The sequence below is a fragment of the Streptomyces sp. NPDC056738 genome, from assembly GCF_042790435.1.
In the GTDB taxonomy this organism is placed as follows: domain Bacteria; phylum Actinomycetota; class Actinomycetes; order Streptomycetales; family Streptomycetaceae; genus Streptomyces.
This window is the reverse complement of sequence record NZ_JBHTZF010000011.1, coordinates 120,865-134,861: the sequence shown is the minus strand read 5'-3', so window position 1 is coordinate 134,861 and position 13,997 is coordinate 120,865. Positions and strand designations below refer to the sequence as shown.

General features: G+C 71.4%; 17 protein-coding genes. 12 read left to right on the top strand and 5 right to left on the bottom strand.

The window, feature by feature from the left end:
• The first annotated feature begins 103 nt into the window (after positions 1-103).
• The 5 genes from ACFRIC_RS27420 to ACFRIC_RS27400 all read left to right on the top strand — a co-directional run bounded on the left by ACFRIC_RS27420 (position 104) and on the right by ACFRIC_RS27400 (position 5,169).
• A complete protein-coding gene (locus tag ACFRIC_RS27420; protein ID WP_382790773.1) occupies positions 104-475 on the top strand; it encodes a YraN family protein in 372 nt (123 codons plus the stop codon).
• Positions 475-2,100 carry a YifB family Mg chelatase-like AAA ATPase gene (locus tag ACFRIC_RS27415; protein WP_382790770.1) on the top strand — a complete coding sequence of 542 codons (1,626 nt, stop codon included), beginning with the start codon at positions 475-477 and terminating at the stop codon, positions 2,098-2,100. Before ACFRIC_RS27420 ends, ACFRIC_RS27415 begins: the two co-directional genes overlap by 1 nt.
• Positions 2,097-3,242, top strand: a complete 1,146-nt coding sequence (gene dprA / locus ACFRIC_RS27410) for a DNA-processing protein DprA (RefSeq protein ID WP_382790767.1) — start codon at positions 2,097-2,099, stop codon at positions 3,240-3,242. Before ACFRIC_RS27415 ends, dprA begins: the two co-directional genes overlap by 4 nt.
• Before the next feature lie 271 nt (positions 3,243-3,513).
• On the top strand, positions 3,514-4,356 hold the full coding sequence (gene whiG, locus ACFRIC_RS27405) for an RNA polymerase sigma factor WhiG (protein WP_382790765.1): 843 nt from the start codon (positions 3,514-3,516) through the stop codon (positions 4,354-4,356).
• A gap of 255 nt (positions 4,357-4,611) precedes the next feature.
• Entirely contained in the window at positions 4,612-5,169 is a 558-nt protein-coding gene (locus ACFRIC_RS27400; RefSeq protein ID WP_382791276.1) for a TetR/AcrR family transcriptional regulator, read from the top strand.
• A gap of 91 nt (positions 5,170-5,260) precedes the next feature.
• Here the strand turns inward: ACFRIC_RS27400 and ACFRIC_RS27395 are convergent, their stop codons facing one another.
• Complete coding sequence (locus tag ACFRIC_RS27395) at positions 5,261-5,941, bottom strand: murein hydrolase activator EnvC family protein (protein WP_382790762.1); 681 nt, start codon at positions 5,939-5,941, stop codon at positions 5,261-5,263.
• A 266-nt stretch (positions 5,942-6,207) separates the two neighbouring features.
• On the opposite strand from ACFRIC_RS27395, the gene rpsB reads away from it, so the two are divergent.
• The 5 genes from rpsB to ACFRIC_RS27370 all read left to right on the top strand — a co-directional run bounded on the left by rpsB (position 6,208) and on the right by ACFRIC_RS27370 (position 10,867).
• Positions 6,208-7,113 (top strand): 30S ribosomal protein S2, encoded by a 906-nt coding sequence (rpsB, locus tag ACFRIC_RS27390; protein WP_382790759.1) that lies wholly within the window; start codon positions 6,208-6,210, stop codon positions 7,111-7,113.
• A 95-nt stretch (positions 7,114-7,208) separates the two neighbouring features.
• Complete coding sequence (tsf, locus tag ACFRIC_RS27385; RefSeq protein WP_382790756.1) at positions 7,209-8,045, top strand: translation elongation factor Ts; 837 nt, start codon at positions 7,209-7,211, stop codon at positions 8,043-8,045.
• Positions 8,046-8,227: 182 nt separating this feature from the next.
• Positions 8,228-8,998 (top strand): UMP kinase, encoded by a 771-nt coding sequence (pyrH, locus tag ACFRIC_RS27380; protein ID WP_037625128.1) that lies wholly within the window; start codon positions 8,228-8,230, stop codon positions 8,996-8,998.
• A 172-nt stretch (positions 8,999-9,170) separates the two neighbouring features.
• Positions 9,171-9,728, top strand: a complete 558-nt coding sequence (gene frr, locus ACFRIC_RS27375; protein ID WP_037625129.1) for a ribosome recycling factor — start codon at positions 9,171-9,173, stop codon at positions 9,726-9,728.
• The gene (locus ACFRIC_RS27370) at positions 9,728-10,867 is read left to right on the top strand and encodes a phosphatidate cytidylyltransferase (protein ID WP_382790751.1); all 1,140 of its coding nucleotides are present in this window, start codon (positions 9,728-9,730) and stop codon (positions 10,865-10,867) included. Before frr ends, ACFRIC_RS27370 begins: the two co-directional genes overlap by 1 nt.
• Before the next feature lie 88 nt (positions 10,868-10,955).
• On the opposite strand, the gene ACFRIC_RS27365 is transcribed toward ACFRIC_RS27370, so the two are convergent.
• Together ACFRIC_RS27365 and ACFRIC_RS27360 are read right to left on the bottom strand one after the other, a co-directional pair.
• Positions 10,956-11,333 (bottom strand): hypothetical protein, encoded by a 378-nt coding sequence (locus ACFRIC_RS27365; RefSeq protein ID WP_382790748.1) that lies wholly within the window; start codon positions 11,331-11,333, stop codon positions 10,956-10,958.
• Entirely contained in the window at positions 11,330-11,680 is a 351-nt protein-coding gene (locus ACFRIC_RS27360; RefSeq protein WP_382790745.1) for a DUF6233 domain-containing protein, read from the bottom strand. Before ACFRIC_RS27360 ends, ACFRIC_RS27365 begins: the two co-directional genes overlap by 4 nt.
• 208 nt (positions 11,681-11,888) lie before the next feature.
• Between ACFRIC_RS27360 and ACFRIC_RS27355 the strand changes: the two genes are divergently transcribed.
• Positions 11,889-12,362, top strand: a complete 474-nt coding sequence (locus tag ACFRIC_RS27355; protein ID WP_382790742.1) for a carboxymuconolactone decarboxylase family protein — start codon at positions 11,889-11,891, stop codon at positions 12,360-12,362.
• Between the two features lie 276 nt (positions 12,363-12,638).
• Positions 12,639-12,959, top strand: coding sequence for a GYD domain-containing protein (locus ACFRIC_RS27350; protein ID WP_382790740.1), 321 nt, complete (start codon positions 12,639-12,641; stop codon positions 12,957-12,959).
• A gap of 56 nt (positions 12,960-13,015) precedes the next feature.
• Here ACFRIC_RS27350 and ACFRIC_RS27345 read toward each other — a convergent pair whose 3' ends face one another.
• Both ACFRIC_RS27345 and ACFRIC_RS27340 read right to left on the bottom strand, forming a co-directional pair.
• Entirely contained in the window at positions 13,016-13,522 is a 507-nt protein-coding gene (locus ACFRIC_RS27345) for a GNAT family N-acetyltransferase (protein ID WP_382790737.1), read from the bottom strand.
• Complete coding sequence (locus ACFRIC_RS27340) at positions 13,522-13,977, bottom strand: arsenate reductase ArsC (protein WP_382790734.1); 456 nt, start codon at positions 13,975-13,977, stop codon at positions 13,522-13,524. The genes ACFRIC_RS27345 and ACFRIC_RS27340 overlap by 1 nt, the downstream gene beginning before the upstream one ends.
• Positions 13,978-13,997: the final 20 nt, after the last annotated feature.

Here is a 13,997-nt window from a genome sequence, read left to right as displayed (position 1 = left end):
GACTCGTACGGGTGACTGGGTTTTCCACAGTCACCCGTTCGTCCACCAAGATCCAAAAGTTGTGTGATCCGGCCTCATCGTCGGTGCCGGAGGTGGTGCCGACATGAAGACATCCGAGGCACGCAACGCACTGGGCGCCTACGGCGAGGAACTGGCCGCACGGCGGCTGACCGGGGCCGGCATGACGGTCCTGGCGCGCAACTGGCGCTGTGGACGTACGGGCGAGATCGACATCGTGGCCCGGGACGGCGACGCGCTGGTCGTTTGCGAGGTCAAGACCCGCAGGGCGGGAGCGTTCCAGCATCCGATGGAGGCCGTCGCTCCGGCCAAGGCCCGCCGGCTGCGCGGCCTCGCCGAACGCTGGCTCCAGGAACACGGAGGGGCCCCGCCGGGCGGCGTCCGCATCGACCTGGTCGGCGTCCTGATCCCCGAACGCGGCGCACCCGTGGTCGAGCACGCGCGGGGGGTGGCCTGATGGGATTCGCCCGTACGTGTTCGGTGGCCCTGGTGGGCGTGGAGGGCGTCGTCGTCGAGGTCCAGGCCGACCTGGAACCGGGCATCGCCGCCTTCACCCTGGTCGGGCTCCCCGACAAGAGCCTGACGGAGAGCCGGGACCGGGTCAGGGCCGCGGTGGTCAATTCCGGCGCGACCTGGCCGCAGAAGAAGCTGACGGTGGGGCTGAGCCCGGCCTCGGTGCCCAAGGGCGGCTCCGGCTTCGATCTCGCCGTCGCCTCGGCCGTGCTGGGCGCCGCCGAGCGGATCGATCCACGGGTGCTCGCCGACATCGTGATGATCGGGGAGCTGGGACTCGACGGCCGGGTGCGCCCGGTCCGCGGCATCCTGCCGGCCGTCATCGCCGCGGCGGACGCCGGCTACGAACAGGTGGTGGTCCCCGAGTGCGCGGCGGCCGAGGCCTCCCTCGTCCCCGGAATCTCGGTGCTCGGAGTCCGGAGCCTGCGCCAGCTCATCGCCGTGCTGGCGGACGAACCGGTGCCCGAGGAGGAGCCGGACGAACGGGGCCGCCCGGACCCGCTGGCGGCCGGCCTGCGCCTGCCCGGCACGGGCGAGGCCACCGGCCTGTGCGGCATCGCCGTGCCGGAACACGACCCGGGCCACGACCTCGGGGACGTCGTCGGCCAGCACTCGGCGCGCACCGCGATGGAGGTGGCGGCGGCCGGCGGCCATCACGTCTTCCTCCAGGGGCCACCCGGCGCCGGCAAGACGATGCTGGCCGAGCGGATGCCGCTGATCATGCCGCGCCTGACCCGGCAGGAATCCCTGGAGGTCACGGCGATCCACTCCGTCGCGGGCCTGCTGCCGCCCGGCAAACCGCTGGTGGACGTCGCCCCGTACTGCGCGCCCCATCACTCCGCGACCATGCAGGCGCTCGTCGGCGGCGGCAAGGGGCTCGCGCGGCCCGGCGCGGTGTCCCTGTCGCACCGAGGCGTGCTGTTCCTGGACGAGGCACCGGAGTTCAGCGGCTTCGCGCTGGACGCCCTGCGGCAGCCGCTGGAAGCGGGACACGTGGTGATCGCGCGCAGCGCCGGTGTCGTGAGGTTCCCCGCGAAGTTCCTGATGGTCCTGGCCGCCAACCCCTGCCCCTGCGGACGCTTCAGCACGACGAACGACTTCTGCGAGTGTCCGCCCTCGCTCATCCGCCGCTATCAGGCGAGGCTCTCCGGGCCGCTGCTCGACCGGGTCGACCTGCGGGTGGACGTCGAGCCGGTCACCCGTGCCGAGCTCACCGCGCGCGGGGCGCGGGGCGAGTCGACGAAGACGGTCGCGGACCGGGTCCTCGCCGGACGCGAGCGGGCCGCCGAGCGCCTGAAGGGGACTCCCTGGCACACCAACAGCGAGGTGCCGGGACGCGAGCTGCGCGGACGCTGGCAGGCGTGCGCCGGAGCGATGGACGAGGCCGAGCGGGGCCTGGAACGCGGGGTCCTGACCGCCCGGGGGCTCGACCGGGTGCTCCGGGTCGCGTGGACGGTCGCGGACCTGTCGGGACACGACCGGCCCGACGCCGGGGACGTCGCCCTGGCCCTGCAACTGCGCACCGGAGTTCCGCGCGGGGTGCCGATGGCGATCGGCTCGCCGGCATGACAGCCGGCGAGCGCCTGGCCCGGGTCACGCTGTCCCGGGTCGTCGAACCGGGCGACGAGGTCTGCGGTCGCTGGATCAGGGAGGTCGGAGCCCCGGAAGCGGTGCGATGGCTCTACGGGGAACCGGGGCAGCCGAGAGGCATGACCGACCGGAGGTGGGCCGGGCTGCGGGCCAGGGCCGCGCGGGCCGCCCCGGAGCGCGACCTGGCACTCGCCCGGGACGCCGGGGTGCGCTTCATCTGTCCCGGTGAATCCGAATGGCCCGCGCAGCTCGACGACCTCGGGGACGCCCGGCCCGTCGGCCTGTGGGTGCGAGGAAGGGCCGGCCTGCGGCTGTGGGCACTGAGATCCGTCGCCGTCGTCGGCGCCCGCGCCTGCACCGAGTACGGCGCGCACATGGCCGCCACCCTCGGCGCCGGACTCGCGGAGCGGGGCTGGGTGGTGGTGTCGGGCGGCGCCTACGGCATCGACGGCGCCGCCCACCGGGGAGCCCTCGGAGCGGGCGGTGCCACCGTCGCGGTGCTCGCCTGCGGCGTCGACCGGCCCTATCCGCGCGGACACACCGGGCTGATCACCAGGATCGCGGAACAGGGCCTCGTGGTGGGGGAGTTGCCGCCGGGCGAGCACCCGACGCCCAGCAGATTCATCCTCCGCAACCGGGTCATCGCCGCGCTCACCCGGGGCACCGTCGTCGTCGAGGCGGCGTACCGCAGCGGAGCGCTCGTCACCGCCCGTGCCGCGCAGCGGCTGGGCCGGTTCACGATGGGCGTACCGGGACCGGCCACCAGCGCCCTGTCCGCCGGGGTGCACGAACTGCTGCGCGGGGAGGCCGTCCTGGTGTCGGACGCCGCGGAAGTCGCCGAACAGGTGGGCGACATGGGGGAGCTGGCGCCGGACCGGCGTGGTCCCGTGCTGCCCCGCGACCTGCTGGACCCGGACGCGGCCCGGGTCCTGGCCGCGCTGCCGGCGCGGGATCCGGCCGGGACCGGGGAGATCGCCCGGCGCGCGGCGACCAGCGCGGACGACGCGGTCGGGAGACTGTACGAACTCCGAGCACTTGGATTCGTCGAACGACACGGCGACGGCTGGAAGTTGACACGCCAGGCGACGGCCCCCGTCGGAGGTGATCGGAAGGGATGCTGACCGAGCGTGTTCGGCCGTCCGGGGGAACGCCGACACGCCTGGGAATCCTCGCAGTTGGCGACCCATGACGGTGACACAGGGCGACCGTCGTGACTCCGGGAGACGTCCCGGGGAAAGGTTTCGCGTGCGGGTGACAGCCCGCTCTTCGCGCACTGCGACAGCTCAGTCACGCTACGCTCACAAGGATCCGAAGCAGGCACGCGATCTCGGCACGAGGCCGACAGGACACCCAGGTCATCCCAGTTCACGGCAGAACGGCACTAGGCGACGAATGCCCCAGCACACCTCCGGGTCCGACCGGACGGCGATCCCGCCAGCCGCCCGCGACGGCGGCAGCGTGCGCCCGCCCGCGCCCTCGACACTCGACGAGCTGTGGCGGTCGTACAAGTCGACCGGTGACGAACGGTTGCGGGAACAGTTGATCCTGCACTACTCACCGCTGGTGAAGTACGTCGCGGGCCGCGTCAGCGTGGGTCTGCCGGCCAATGTCGAGCAGGCCGACTTCGTCTCGTCGGGAGTGTTCGGACTCATCGACGCGATCGAGAAGTTCGACATCGAACGCGAGATCAAGTTCGAGACGTACGCGATCACCCGTATCCGCGGGGCGATGATCGACGAACTGCGGGCGCTGGACTGGATCCCGCGGTCGGTGCGGCAGAAGGCGCGCAATGTCGAGCGCGCCTACGCGACGCTGGAGGCGCGGCTGCGGCGCACCCCCTCGGAGAGCGAGGTCGCCGCCGAGATGGGCATCGGCGTTGAGGAACTCCACGCGGTGTTCAGCCAGTTGTCGCTGGCCAACGTGGTCGCCCTGGAGGAGCTGCTGCACGCCGGCGGCGAGGGCGGTGACCGGCTGAGCCTGATGGACACGCTGGAGGACACCGCCGCCGACAATCCGGTCGAGGTGGCCGAGGACCGGGAACTGCGCAGACTGCTGGCGCGGGCGATCAACACACTGCCCGATCGGGAGAAGACCGTCGTCACGCTCTACTACTACGAAGGGCTCACCCTGGCGGAGATCGGCAACGTGCTCGGGGTGACCGAGAGCCGCGTCAGCCAGATCCACACCAAGTCGGTGCTCCAGCTCCGCGCCAAACTGGCCAGTTTCGGACGCTGAGCCCGGTCGTGCCGCGACGGCGGACGGTCCCGCCGTGCCGCCCGGATGGTCCCGCCGTGGCGCCGGACGATCACGCCGTGCCGCCCGGACGGTCCCGCCGTGCCGCCCGGACGGTCCCGCCGTGCCGCCGGACAGTCCCGCCGGGCGGCCGGACCGGTGCGGCGGAGCCCACTCCCGCGGGCTGGCCGGAGTGGTTCCCGTCCGCGGCGCCGCGTCCGTACAGTGGTTGACGTGCCAAGGATTCGAGCGGCCTCCGTGGCCGAGCACCGGTCGATGCAGCGAGCCGCCCTGCTGGACGCGGCGCGGTCCCTGTTGTCCGAGGGCGGGACGGAGGCGCTGACCTTCCCCGCGCTCGCCGAGCGCACGGGGCTCGCGCGGTCCTCCGTGTACGAGTACTTCCGCTCCAGGGCGGCCGTCGTCGAGGAACTGTGCGCGGTCGACTTCCCCGTCTGGGCGGCCGAGGTCTCGGCCGCGATGGCCGCGGCGGACGGCCCCGAGGCCACGGTCGAGGCCTATGTACGCAGTCAGCTCGCCCTGGTCGGGGACCGCAGACACCGGGCCGTCGTCGCCATCTCCGCCAGCGAACTCGACGCGGGGGCCCGGGAGAAGATCAGGGCCGCGCACGGCGGGCTGGTCACGATGATCGGCGAGGCGCTCGCCGCGATGGGTCACGCCGAGCCGCGGCTGGCCGCGATGCTCCTCCAGGGCGTGGTGGACGCCGCGGTGCGCCGCATCGAGCTGGGCGCCGCCGAGGACCCCTCCGCGATCACGGAGGCGGCCGTGACGATGGCGCTCCGGGGCGTCCGGGGCTGACCACCGGCGCCGACGGCCGGCCCGTCTCCCGGTCCCGCCGCCTACGCATGCGCCGCGTTCTCGTCCCCTTGGCCGCCCTGGTCCTCCCAGGTCAGGAGCGGGTGGCCGGTCCGTCGACCGGCAGCAGGCGGGACGGACCGGTGTTCAGGAGCCACGGGGGCAGCAGGGCCAGCGGGTTCAGATAGTCCGGGCCCCTGCGCAGACCCCAGTGCAGACAGGGCGTCGCTCCGCAGTGCGGGTCCGGCGCCTCCAGGGTGCCGACCACCTGGCCCGCGAGCACCTCGTCGCCCTTGTGCACCGAGGCCCGCACGGGACCGTACGTCGTCCGCAGCGGAGGCGCCCCCGTGCCCGACAGCTCCACCGAGACGACCCCGCGCCCCGCGACCCGGCCCGCGTAGGAGACCCGGCCGGGCGCGACGGCCCGCACCGGGGCGCCGGGCGCGGCCGTGAGGTCGACTCCGCGATGGCCCCGGGAGTAGGCCGTCGCCGGCGGTTCCCAGCCCCGTACGACGAACGGCCTGACACCCACGGGCCATGCGCGCGCGAGGGCCGGCACCGAGGGGTCGGCCGCCGGCGGAGAGGACAAGGCCTGCGAGCCGTGCCTTCCCGCCGGAGCGCCCAGAGCCTGCGGCCCGTGCCTTCCTGCCGGAGCGGCCGGGGCGCGCGGCCCGGGACCGGTTCCGGTAGCCGGCGCCGGCGGGTCCGAGGCGCCGAGGAGGGTCACGGCCAGGCCCAGCAGAAGCCACGTACGCGCACATCGGTTCACTCGCATGCGGGAACCGTCGCGCATCGGACGGATCATGGCCGGGATCTGTGGAGTACCGGCCGGTTGTGGACAGCGGCGTCACCTGCGCCCTCTCGGGTCCCGTACACTTCTGATGGCGACCCGGGTCATCGGGTCGACTTCGCACGCCCCGACATCCGGTCACCACCGGTGTCAGCGCCTCTCGGTCCTTTGTGGCAAGGCGCGTCGCGGGCGTCAGGCGCGAGTGCCGTCCGGCACACGCGGCACAACCGAGAAAACCGAGGAGAACGGCCATGGCCGTCGTCACGATGCGGGAGCTGCTGGAAAGCGGCGTCCACTTCGGTCACCAGACCCGTCGCTGGAACCCGAAGATGAAGCGCTTCATCTTCACCGAGCGCAACGGCATCTACATCATCGACCTGCTCCAGTCGCTGTCGTACATCGACCGCGCCTACGAGTTCGTCAAGGAGACCGTCGCCCACGGCGGCACGGTCATGTTCGTCGGCACGAAGAAGCAGGCGCAGGAGGCCATCGCCGAGCAGGCCACCCGCGTCGGCATGCCCTACGTCAACCAGCGCTGGCTGGGCGGCATGCTCACCAACTTCTCCACCGTCTACAAGCGTCTGCAGCGCCTCAAGGAGCTCGAGCAGATCGACTTCGAGGACGTCGCGGCCTCCGGTCTCACCAAGAAGGAGCTTCTCGTGCTCTCGCGCGAGAAGGCCAAGCTGGAGAAGACCCTCGGCGGTATCCGCGAGATGCAGAAGGTGCCCAGCGCCGTCTGGATCGTGGACACCAAGAAGGAGCACATCGCGGTCGGCGAGGCCCGGAAGCTCAACATCCCGGTCGTCGCCATCCTCGACACCAACTGTGACCCGGACGAGGTCGACTACAAGATCCCGGGCAACGACGACGCGATCCGCTCCGTCACCCTGCTCACCCGCGTGATCGCCGACGCCGTCGCCGAGGGACTCATCTCCCGCTCCGGCGCCGGCAAGGCCGCCGGTGACAAGGCCGCGGGCGAGCCGCTCGCCGCGTGGGAGCGCGACCTGCTCGAGGGCGAGAAGAAGGCCGACGACGCCGAGGTCCAGACCTCCGCCGAGACGGAGAAGGTCGCCGACGCCGAGCAGGCCGAGGCTCCGGCCGAGGCCGCCGCCGAGGCTCCTGCCGAGGCCCCCGCCGCGGACGCCGAGCAGGCCTGACCCCTCACCCCTTCGGGTTTGTGAACGGCGGGGGCCCAAAAGCCCCCGCCGTTCGTCCCGTAGATCTTCAGACTTCGAGAGAGATTCCAGGAATCATGGCGAACTACACCGCCGCCGACGTCAAGAAGCTCCGTGAGCTCACCGGCGCCGGCATGATGGACTGCAAGAAGGCGCTGGACGAGGCCGACGGCAACGTCGACAAGGCCGTCGAGGCGCTGCGGATCAAGGGCCAGAAGGGCGTCGCCAAGCGCGAGGGCCGCTCCGCCGAGAACGGCGCCGTGGTCTCCATCATCGCTGACGACAACACCTCCGGTGTCCTGGTCGAGCTGAAGTGCGAGACGGACTTCGTCGCCAAGGGCGAGAAGTTCCAGGCCGTCGCGAACGAGATCGCCCAGCACGTCGTCAAGACGTCGCCGGCCGACATCGAGGCGCTCCTCGGCTCCGAGATCGAGCCGGGCAAGACGGTTCAGGCGTTCGTCGACGAGGCCAACGCCAACCTGGGCGAGAAGATCGTCCTGGACCGCTTCGCCCAGTTCTCCGGCGCGTTCGTGACCGCGTACATGCACCGCACCATGCCCGACCTGCCCCCGCAGATCGGTGTCCTGGTCGAGCTGGACAAGGCCGACGCCGACCTCGCCAAGGGCATCGCGCAGCACATCGCCGCCTTCGCGCCGAAGTACCTCTCCCGTGAGGACGTTCCGGCCGAGGTCGTCGAGACCGAGCGTCGCGTCGCCGAGGAGACCACGCGCGCCGAGGGCAAGCCCGAGGCCGCGCTCCCGAAGATCGTCGAGGGTCGCGTCAACGGCTTCTTCAAGGAGGCCACCCTCCTCGGTCAGCCGTACGCGCTCGACAACAAGAAGTCCGTCCAGAAGGTTCTGGACGAGGCCGGTGTCACCCTGAAGCGCTTCTCGCGCATCAAGGTCGGCATCTGAGTCCGTACAGCGATCGACGCGCGACCCCGATAGGGTCGACAGCAGTCGTCCGCGTACGTCGGCACCCATACGTGTGTGCCGGACGACAGCAGATCTGACGAGGAGGCCATTGCCGAGCATGGGATGCAAACACACCCCACCGGCAATGGCCTTCTTCGTATGTGCACCATGAGGAGATCTCCATGACCACCACCCAGGCCGGAAACGGCGAGAAGAGCGACGACGGCAAAGGCGCGGGCCGCTTCCTGCTGAAGCTTTCCGGCGAGGCGTTCGCCGGTGGCGGGGGACTGGGCGTCGATCCCGACGTGGTGCACAAGATCGCCCGCGAGATCGCGGCCGTCGTGCGCGGCGGAGCCCAGATCGCCGTCGTCATCGGCGGCGGCAACTTCTTCCGCGGCGCCGAACTCCAGCAGCGCGGCATGGACCGGGCGCGCTCCGACTACATGGGCATGCTCGGCACGGTCATGAACTGCCTCGCCCTCCAGGACTTCCTGGAGAAGGAAGGCATCGACAGCCGCGTCCAGACCGCCATCACCATGGGCCAGGTCGCGGAGCCGTACATCCCGCTGCGCGGCGTGCGGCACCTGGAGAAGGGCCGTGTGGTCATCTTCGGCGCGGGCATGGGCATGCCGTACTTCTCCACCGACACCACTGCCGCCCAGCGGGCCCTGGAGATCGACGCCGAGGCGCTCCTCATGGGCAAGAACGGTGTGGACGGGGTCTACGACTCCGACCCGAAGACCAACCCCGAGGCGGTCAAGTTCGACGCGCTCAGCTACGGCGAGGTCATCACCCGGGACCTCAAGGTCGCCGACATGACCGCCATCACGCTGTGCCGTGACAACAAGCTGCCGATCCTGGTCTTCGAACTCCTGGCGGAGGGCAATATCGCGCGGGCCGTCAAGGGTGAGAAGATCGGCACACTCGTGGGCGACCAGAGCGGCCGGGCCTGACGGGGAACGCGCCGGACCGGAGACGCCTTCCGGTCCGGGACGGACCCCGACCGGGGGATGGACAATGTCCTGCCGGTCCGGAACCGTGCAGGAACAAGACGCGACGCAGCCGGCCGCCGGACTCCTACGAGGAACCGCTGCCGGGCCTACTCAAGACACGCAGGAGCAAGTGGTGATCGAAGAGACCCTCCTCGAGGCCGAGGAGAAGATGGAGAAGGCCGTCGTGGTCGCCAAGGAGGACTTCGCCGCGATCCGCACCGGTCGTGCGCACCCGGCGATGTTCAACAAGATCGTGGCCGACTACTACGGCGCGCTGACGCCGATCAACCAGCTGGCCTCGTTCTCCGTTCCGGAGCCGCGCATGGCCGTGGTGACCCCGTTCGACAAGAGCGCGCTGCGCAACATCGAGCAGGCGATCCGCGACTCCGACCTGGGCGTCAACCCCAGCAACGACGGCAACATCATCCGGGTGACGTTCCCCGAGCTGACCGAAGAGCGCCGCAAGGACTACATCAAGGTCGCGCGGACCAAGGGCGAGGACGCCAAGGTCTCGATCCGCGCCGTGCGCCGCAAGGCCAAGGACGCTCTCGACAAGCTCGTCAAGGACAAGGAGTCCGGCGAGGACGAGGTCCGCCGTGCGGAGAAGGAACTCGACGACACCACGGCGAAGTACGTCGCCCAGGTGGACGAGCTCCTGAAGCACAAGGAAGCGGAGCTGCTCGAGGTCTGATGAACGACTCTTCCTGGGGAGCGCCGCCACAAGCCGGGTACTGGGGGCCGTCCGAGCAGGGGCCTGCTCAGGGGGCGGCCCCGGCGGGTCCCACGTACGATGCGCATGACGCGCAGCACACTCGGCCCATGCCCACCGCGCCCGACGTACCCGCACATGGCGGAGACCAGGATGACGACAGGGGGGCCGCTCGGCTGAGCGGCCCCTCGGTCGGCAACGACACGCCACCGACGGCGCCTTACGGGGAGCCGTCGCACAACCCGCAGAGCCCGCAGGAGCCCATGCCCAGCACCACACCCGAGCCCGCCCCCGCACCTCAGAAGAAGAGTGCGGGACGCGACCTGGGCGCGGCCATAGGAGTGGGTGTCGGGCTCGGCGCGGTGATCGTCGCGTCGCTGTTCGTCGTCAAGGCCGTCTTCGTCGGCGTGATAGCGGTCGCCGTGGTGGTGGGCCTCTGGGAGCTCACGTCACGGCTGCAGGAACGCAAGGACATCAAGGCGCCCCTCGTGCCGCTCGCGCTGGGCGGGGCCGCCATGGTCGTCGCCGGGTACGTGCGCGGCGCCGAGGGTGCCTGGGTGGCCATGGCGCTCACCGCGCTGGCCGTCCTGGTCTGGCGGATGACGGAACCGCCCGAGGGCTACCTCAAGGACGTCACGGCGGGGGTCTTCGCGGCCTTCTACGTGCCGTTCCTGGCGACCTTCGTGGCCATGATGCTCACGGCCGACGACGGCCCGCGCCGCGTTCTCACGTTCCTGCTTCTGACGGTCGTCAGCGACACGGGGGCGTACGCCATCGGCTGGCGCTTCGGCAAGCACAAGCTGGCACCGCGGATCAGCCCCGGAAAGACCCGCGAGGGCCTGTTCGGAGCGGTCACCTTCGCGATGGCGGCGGGTGCGCTGTGCATGCAGTTCCTGATCGACGACGGCACCTGGTGGCAGGGTCTGGTCCTCGGCCTCGCGGTCGCGGCCAGCGCCACGCTCGGTGACCTCGGCGAGTCCATGATCAAGCGGGACCTGGGCATCAAGGACATGGGCACCCTGCTGCCGGGCCACGGCGGCATCATGGACCGGCTGGACTCCCTGCTCCCGACGGCTCCGGTCGTCTGGCTGCTGCTCGTGCTCTTCGTCGGATCCGGCTGATCGTTTTTCCGCACGCGTTTGCGACGCGTACGTGTCCACGGCGTACGCGTCCGCGACGGGCGCACATCGACGACACCACCCCTTCGGGTCATCCGATCACCTCACCGTGATCCCCGTGACCCGGAGGGGTGGTGTCGTATGTACGGGGTCCGCCGTCCTGCCAGTCCACCCACTGCGGATCGTCCAGGTAGTCCCACGCGTCCGGCAGGCCCGCGCGGCGCAGGAACTCGACCACGTCGGCGTCGCTGTGGGCGATGCCGGCGCTCCGCCCGCGGATCGTGACGCGCCGCCCGCCGGTGCCGGCGGGGCGGCCGACGGTGATGGGCGCGGGCGCCGGCGCCGGTGTGTGCTCGTCGTCCGGCCGCGCTCGGTCGTGGTCCGGCGCCGCTTGCCGGCCGTCCGGCTGCGCGTGGTCGTCGTCCTGCTGTGCGTGGTCGTCGTTCGGCTGTATGCGTTCGTGGTTCACAGGACACCCAGATCCGTGTCGGGGCGGCAGTACGGGCAGGCCGTGACGCCGTCTTCGGTGATCGCCCGGAGGGCCTGCTCGCGGGCGAGCGGCCTCGTGTTCTTCCCCGCCATGCCGCAGTCGCCGGTGTGGACGGCGTCGGGGGTCGCGCCGGTACCGTCACCGCCCGACCGTCGCATCGCGAGCTTCCAGCCGCGCGGCGGCGGAGGCGACGTACGGGCCGCACGTGTGGCGGCGACCTCCTGGCGCTCCAGCTCGGCGATGGTGTCGTCGGTGCGGCGCAGTTGCCAGAGCAGCCAGGCGCGGACGCTGCGCAGGTGCTGCAGGCGGGACACTTTTTCGGACACATATTCGATTCTAGGGCTTGGCGTGGAGTCGTGACAGCACCCCTCGCGTGCCCGCCCGCGCCCCGGCCCGAACCTGGTGGATTTCCCGCGGAAGGCGGCGCCGCCTTCCGCGCCGCGAGGAGACGCAGGTCACATCCGGGTCGGTCACACCTTGCCGGGCCGCTCCGTCAATCAGGTGTAACCACGAGAAGCAACCTGAGGAGCGCACATGGAAGCCCGTCTGAACCTCTTCGCCAGCCCGGTGTCGGCCAAGTTCATGAAGCACATCGTCGCCGCGGGCAGGCCGCTCGCGGAGTCGACGCTGCCGCACGCGACGCAGGAACTGGTGAAGCTCCGTGCCAGCCAGATCAACGGCTGCGGGTTCTGCACCGACATGCACAGCAAGGACGCGGAGGCCGCGGGCGAGACCTCCGTACGCCTCAACCTGGTCGCGGCCTGGCGGGAGGCGACCGTGTTCACCGACGCCGAGCGCGCCGCCCTGGAGCTGACGGAGCAGGCCACGCGCATCGCCGACGCGGCCGGTGGCGTCTCGGACGAGTGCTGGGCGAACGCCGCCAAGTACTACGACGAGGAGCAGCTCGCGGCCCTGGTGTGCTGCGTGGCCCTCATCAACGCCTTCAACCGCGCCAACGTCATGATCCAGCAGCCGGCGGGCGACTACCGGCCCGGCCAGTTCGCGTAGTCGGGGATGGGCGGGGCGGGTCCGGCGCTCACCGGGCCGGACTCGGATCGCCCGCCGGGCCGCCGGTGTTCCCGGGGTCGGCCCCGGACCGGTGCTCCCGGGATCGGCCGTCGGACCGGTGCTCCTGGGATCGGCCGCCGGGTGGTGTTCGCGAGATCGCCCGCCGGACAGGTGTCGTACGAGTGAATCCTCCCGTTCTCCGACCGGCGGCCGGGGCGGCGGCGGGAAGGCCTTCCGCGTACCCGACACGTCACGTCACAGGCAGGGAGCACCCCGATGCCGAAGTTCCTCATCCAGGCCCGCTACACGCCCGAGGGGGCCAAGGGCGTTCTCAAGGAGGGCGCGAGCGGCCGCCGCGCCGCCGTCGAGCACGTCGTCGCCGGCCTCGGCGGGACCGTCGAGGCGATGTACTTCTCCTTCGGGGAGGACGACTTCGTGTGCGTCCTCGACTTCCCCGACACGGTCTCCATGGCCGCCGTCAGCCTGAGCGTCAAGGCCAGCGGAGCGCTGCAGACCCGGGCGACCCCGCTCCTCACCCTCGACGAGATCGACGAGGCCGCCCGCAGGGAGGTCGCGTTCCGGCCGCCGGGCGCGTAGGCGCCTCGGGCCCGGTCGTGTTGCCGCCTCGCGGGGAAGTGTGGCGTGCAGGGCTGTCAGGAGACGAGGGGACTGCGGCGTTCGATCAGGACGACGTCGCGCCAGGCGCCATGATGGCGGCCGATGCGTTCGCGGGTGCCGACGACCCGGAATCCCGCCGTGCGGTGCAGGGCGAGGCTGCCGGTGTTCTCGGGGAAGACGCCCGACTGGATGGTCCAGATGCCCGCGGTCTCGGTCGAGGTGATGAGGGCGCTCAGCAGGGCGCTCCCGATTCCCCGGCCGCGGGCGTCGGGACGTACGTATACGGAGTGCTCGACGACACCCGCGTACGCGCAGCGGTCCGAGACCGGCACCGCGGCGACCCAGCCCAGCACCTCGTCGGAGGCGCCCAGGGCGACGTATCGATGGTGCGGGAGCTTGGCCCTGTCGAACTCGGCCCATGACGGAGCCGTGGTCTCGAAGCTGGAGTCGCCCTCGTCGATGCCGTGTTGATAGATGGCCAGGACCTCGTCCGCGTGCTCGGCCGTCATCGTGGCGACGCGGACCCCGTCAGCGGTACTCATCACCGATTCCCTGGGGCGATCTCCTCGATCAGGACGCGGACGCGCTTCTCGATCTCGTCGCGGATCGGGCGGACGGCCGCGACCCCCTGCCCGGCGGGGTCGGGGAGCTGCCAGTCGAGGTAGCGCTTGCCGGGGTAGACCGGGCAGGTGTCGCCGCAGCCCATCGTGATGACGACGTCGGAGGCCCGGACCGCCTCCGCGGTGAGGACCTTGGGCACCTCGGCCGAGATGTCGATGCCGCTCTCGGCCAGGGCCTCGACGACGGCGGGGTTCACGGTGTCGGCGGGAGCGGAACCGGCGGAGCGCACCTGGACGCGGTCGCCGGCCAGGTGGGTGAGGAAGGCGGCGGCCATCTGCGAGCGTCCGGCGTTGTGGACGCAGACGAAGAGCACGGAGGGCTGTTCGGCGGGGGTGTTGTCGTCGGCGGGGGTGTTCGCGTCGGCAGGGGTGTTCACGGCGGGGGCGCTTTCTGGCG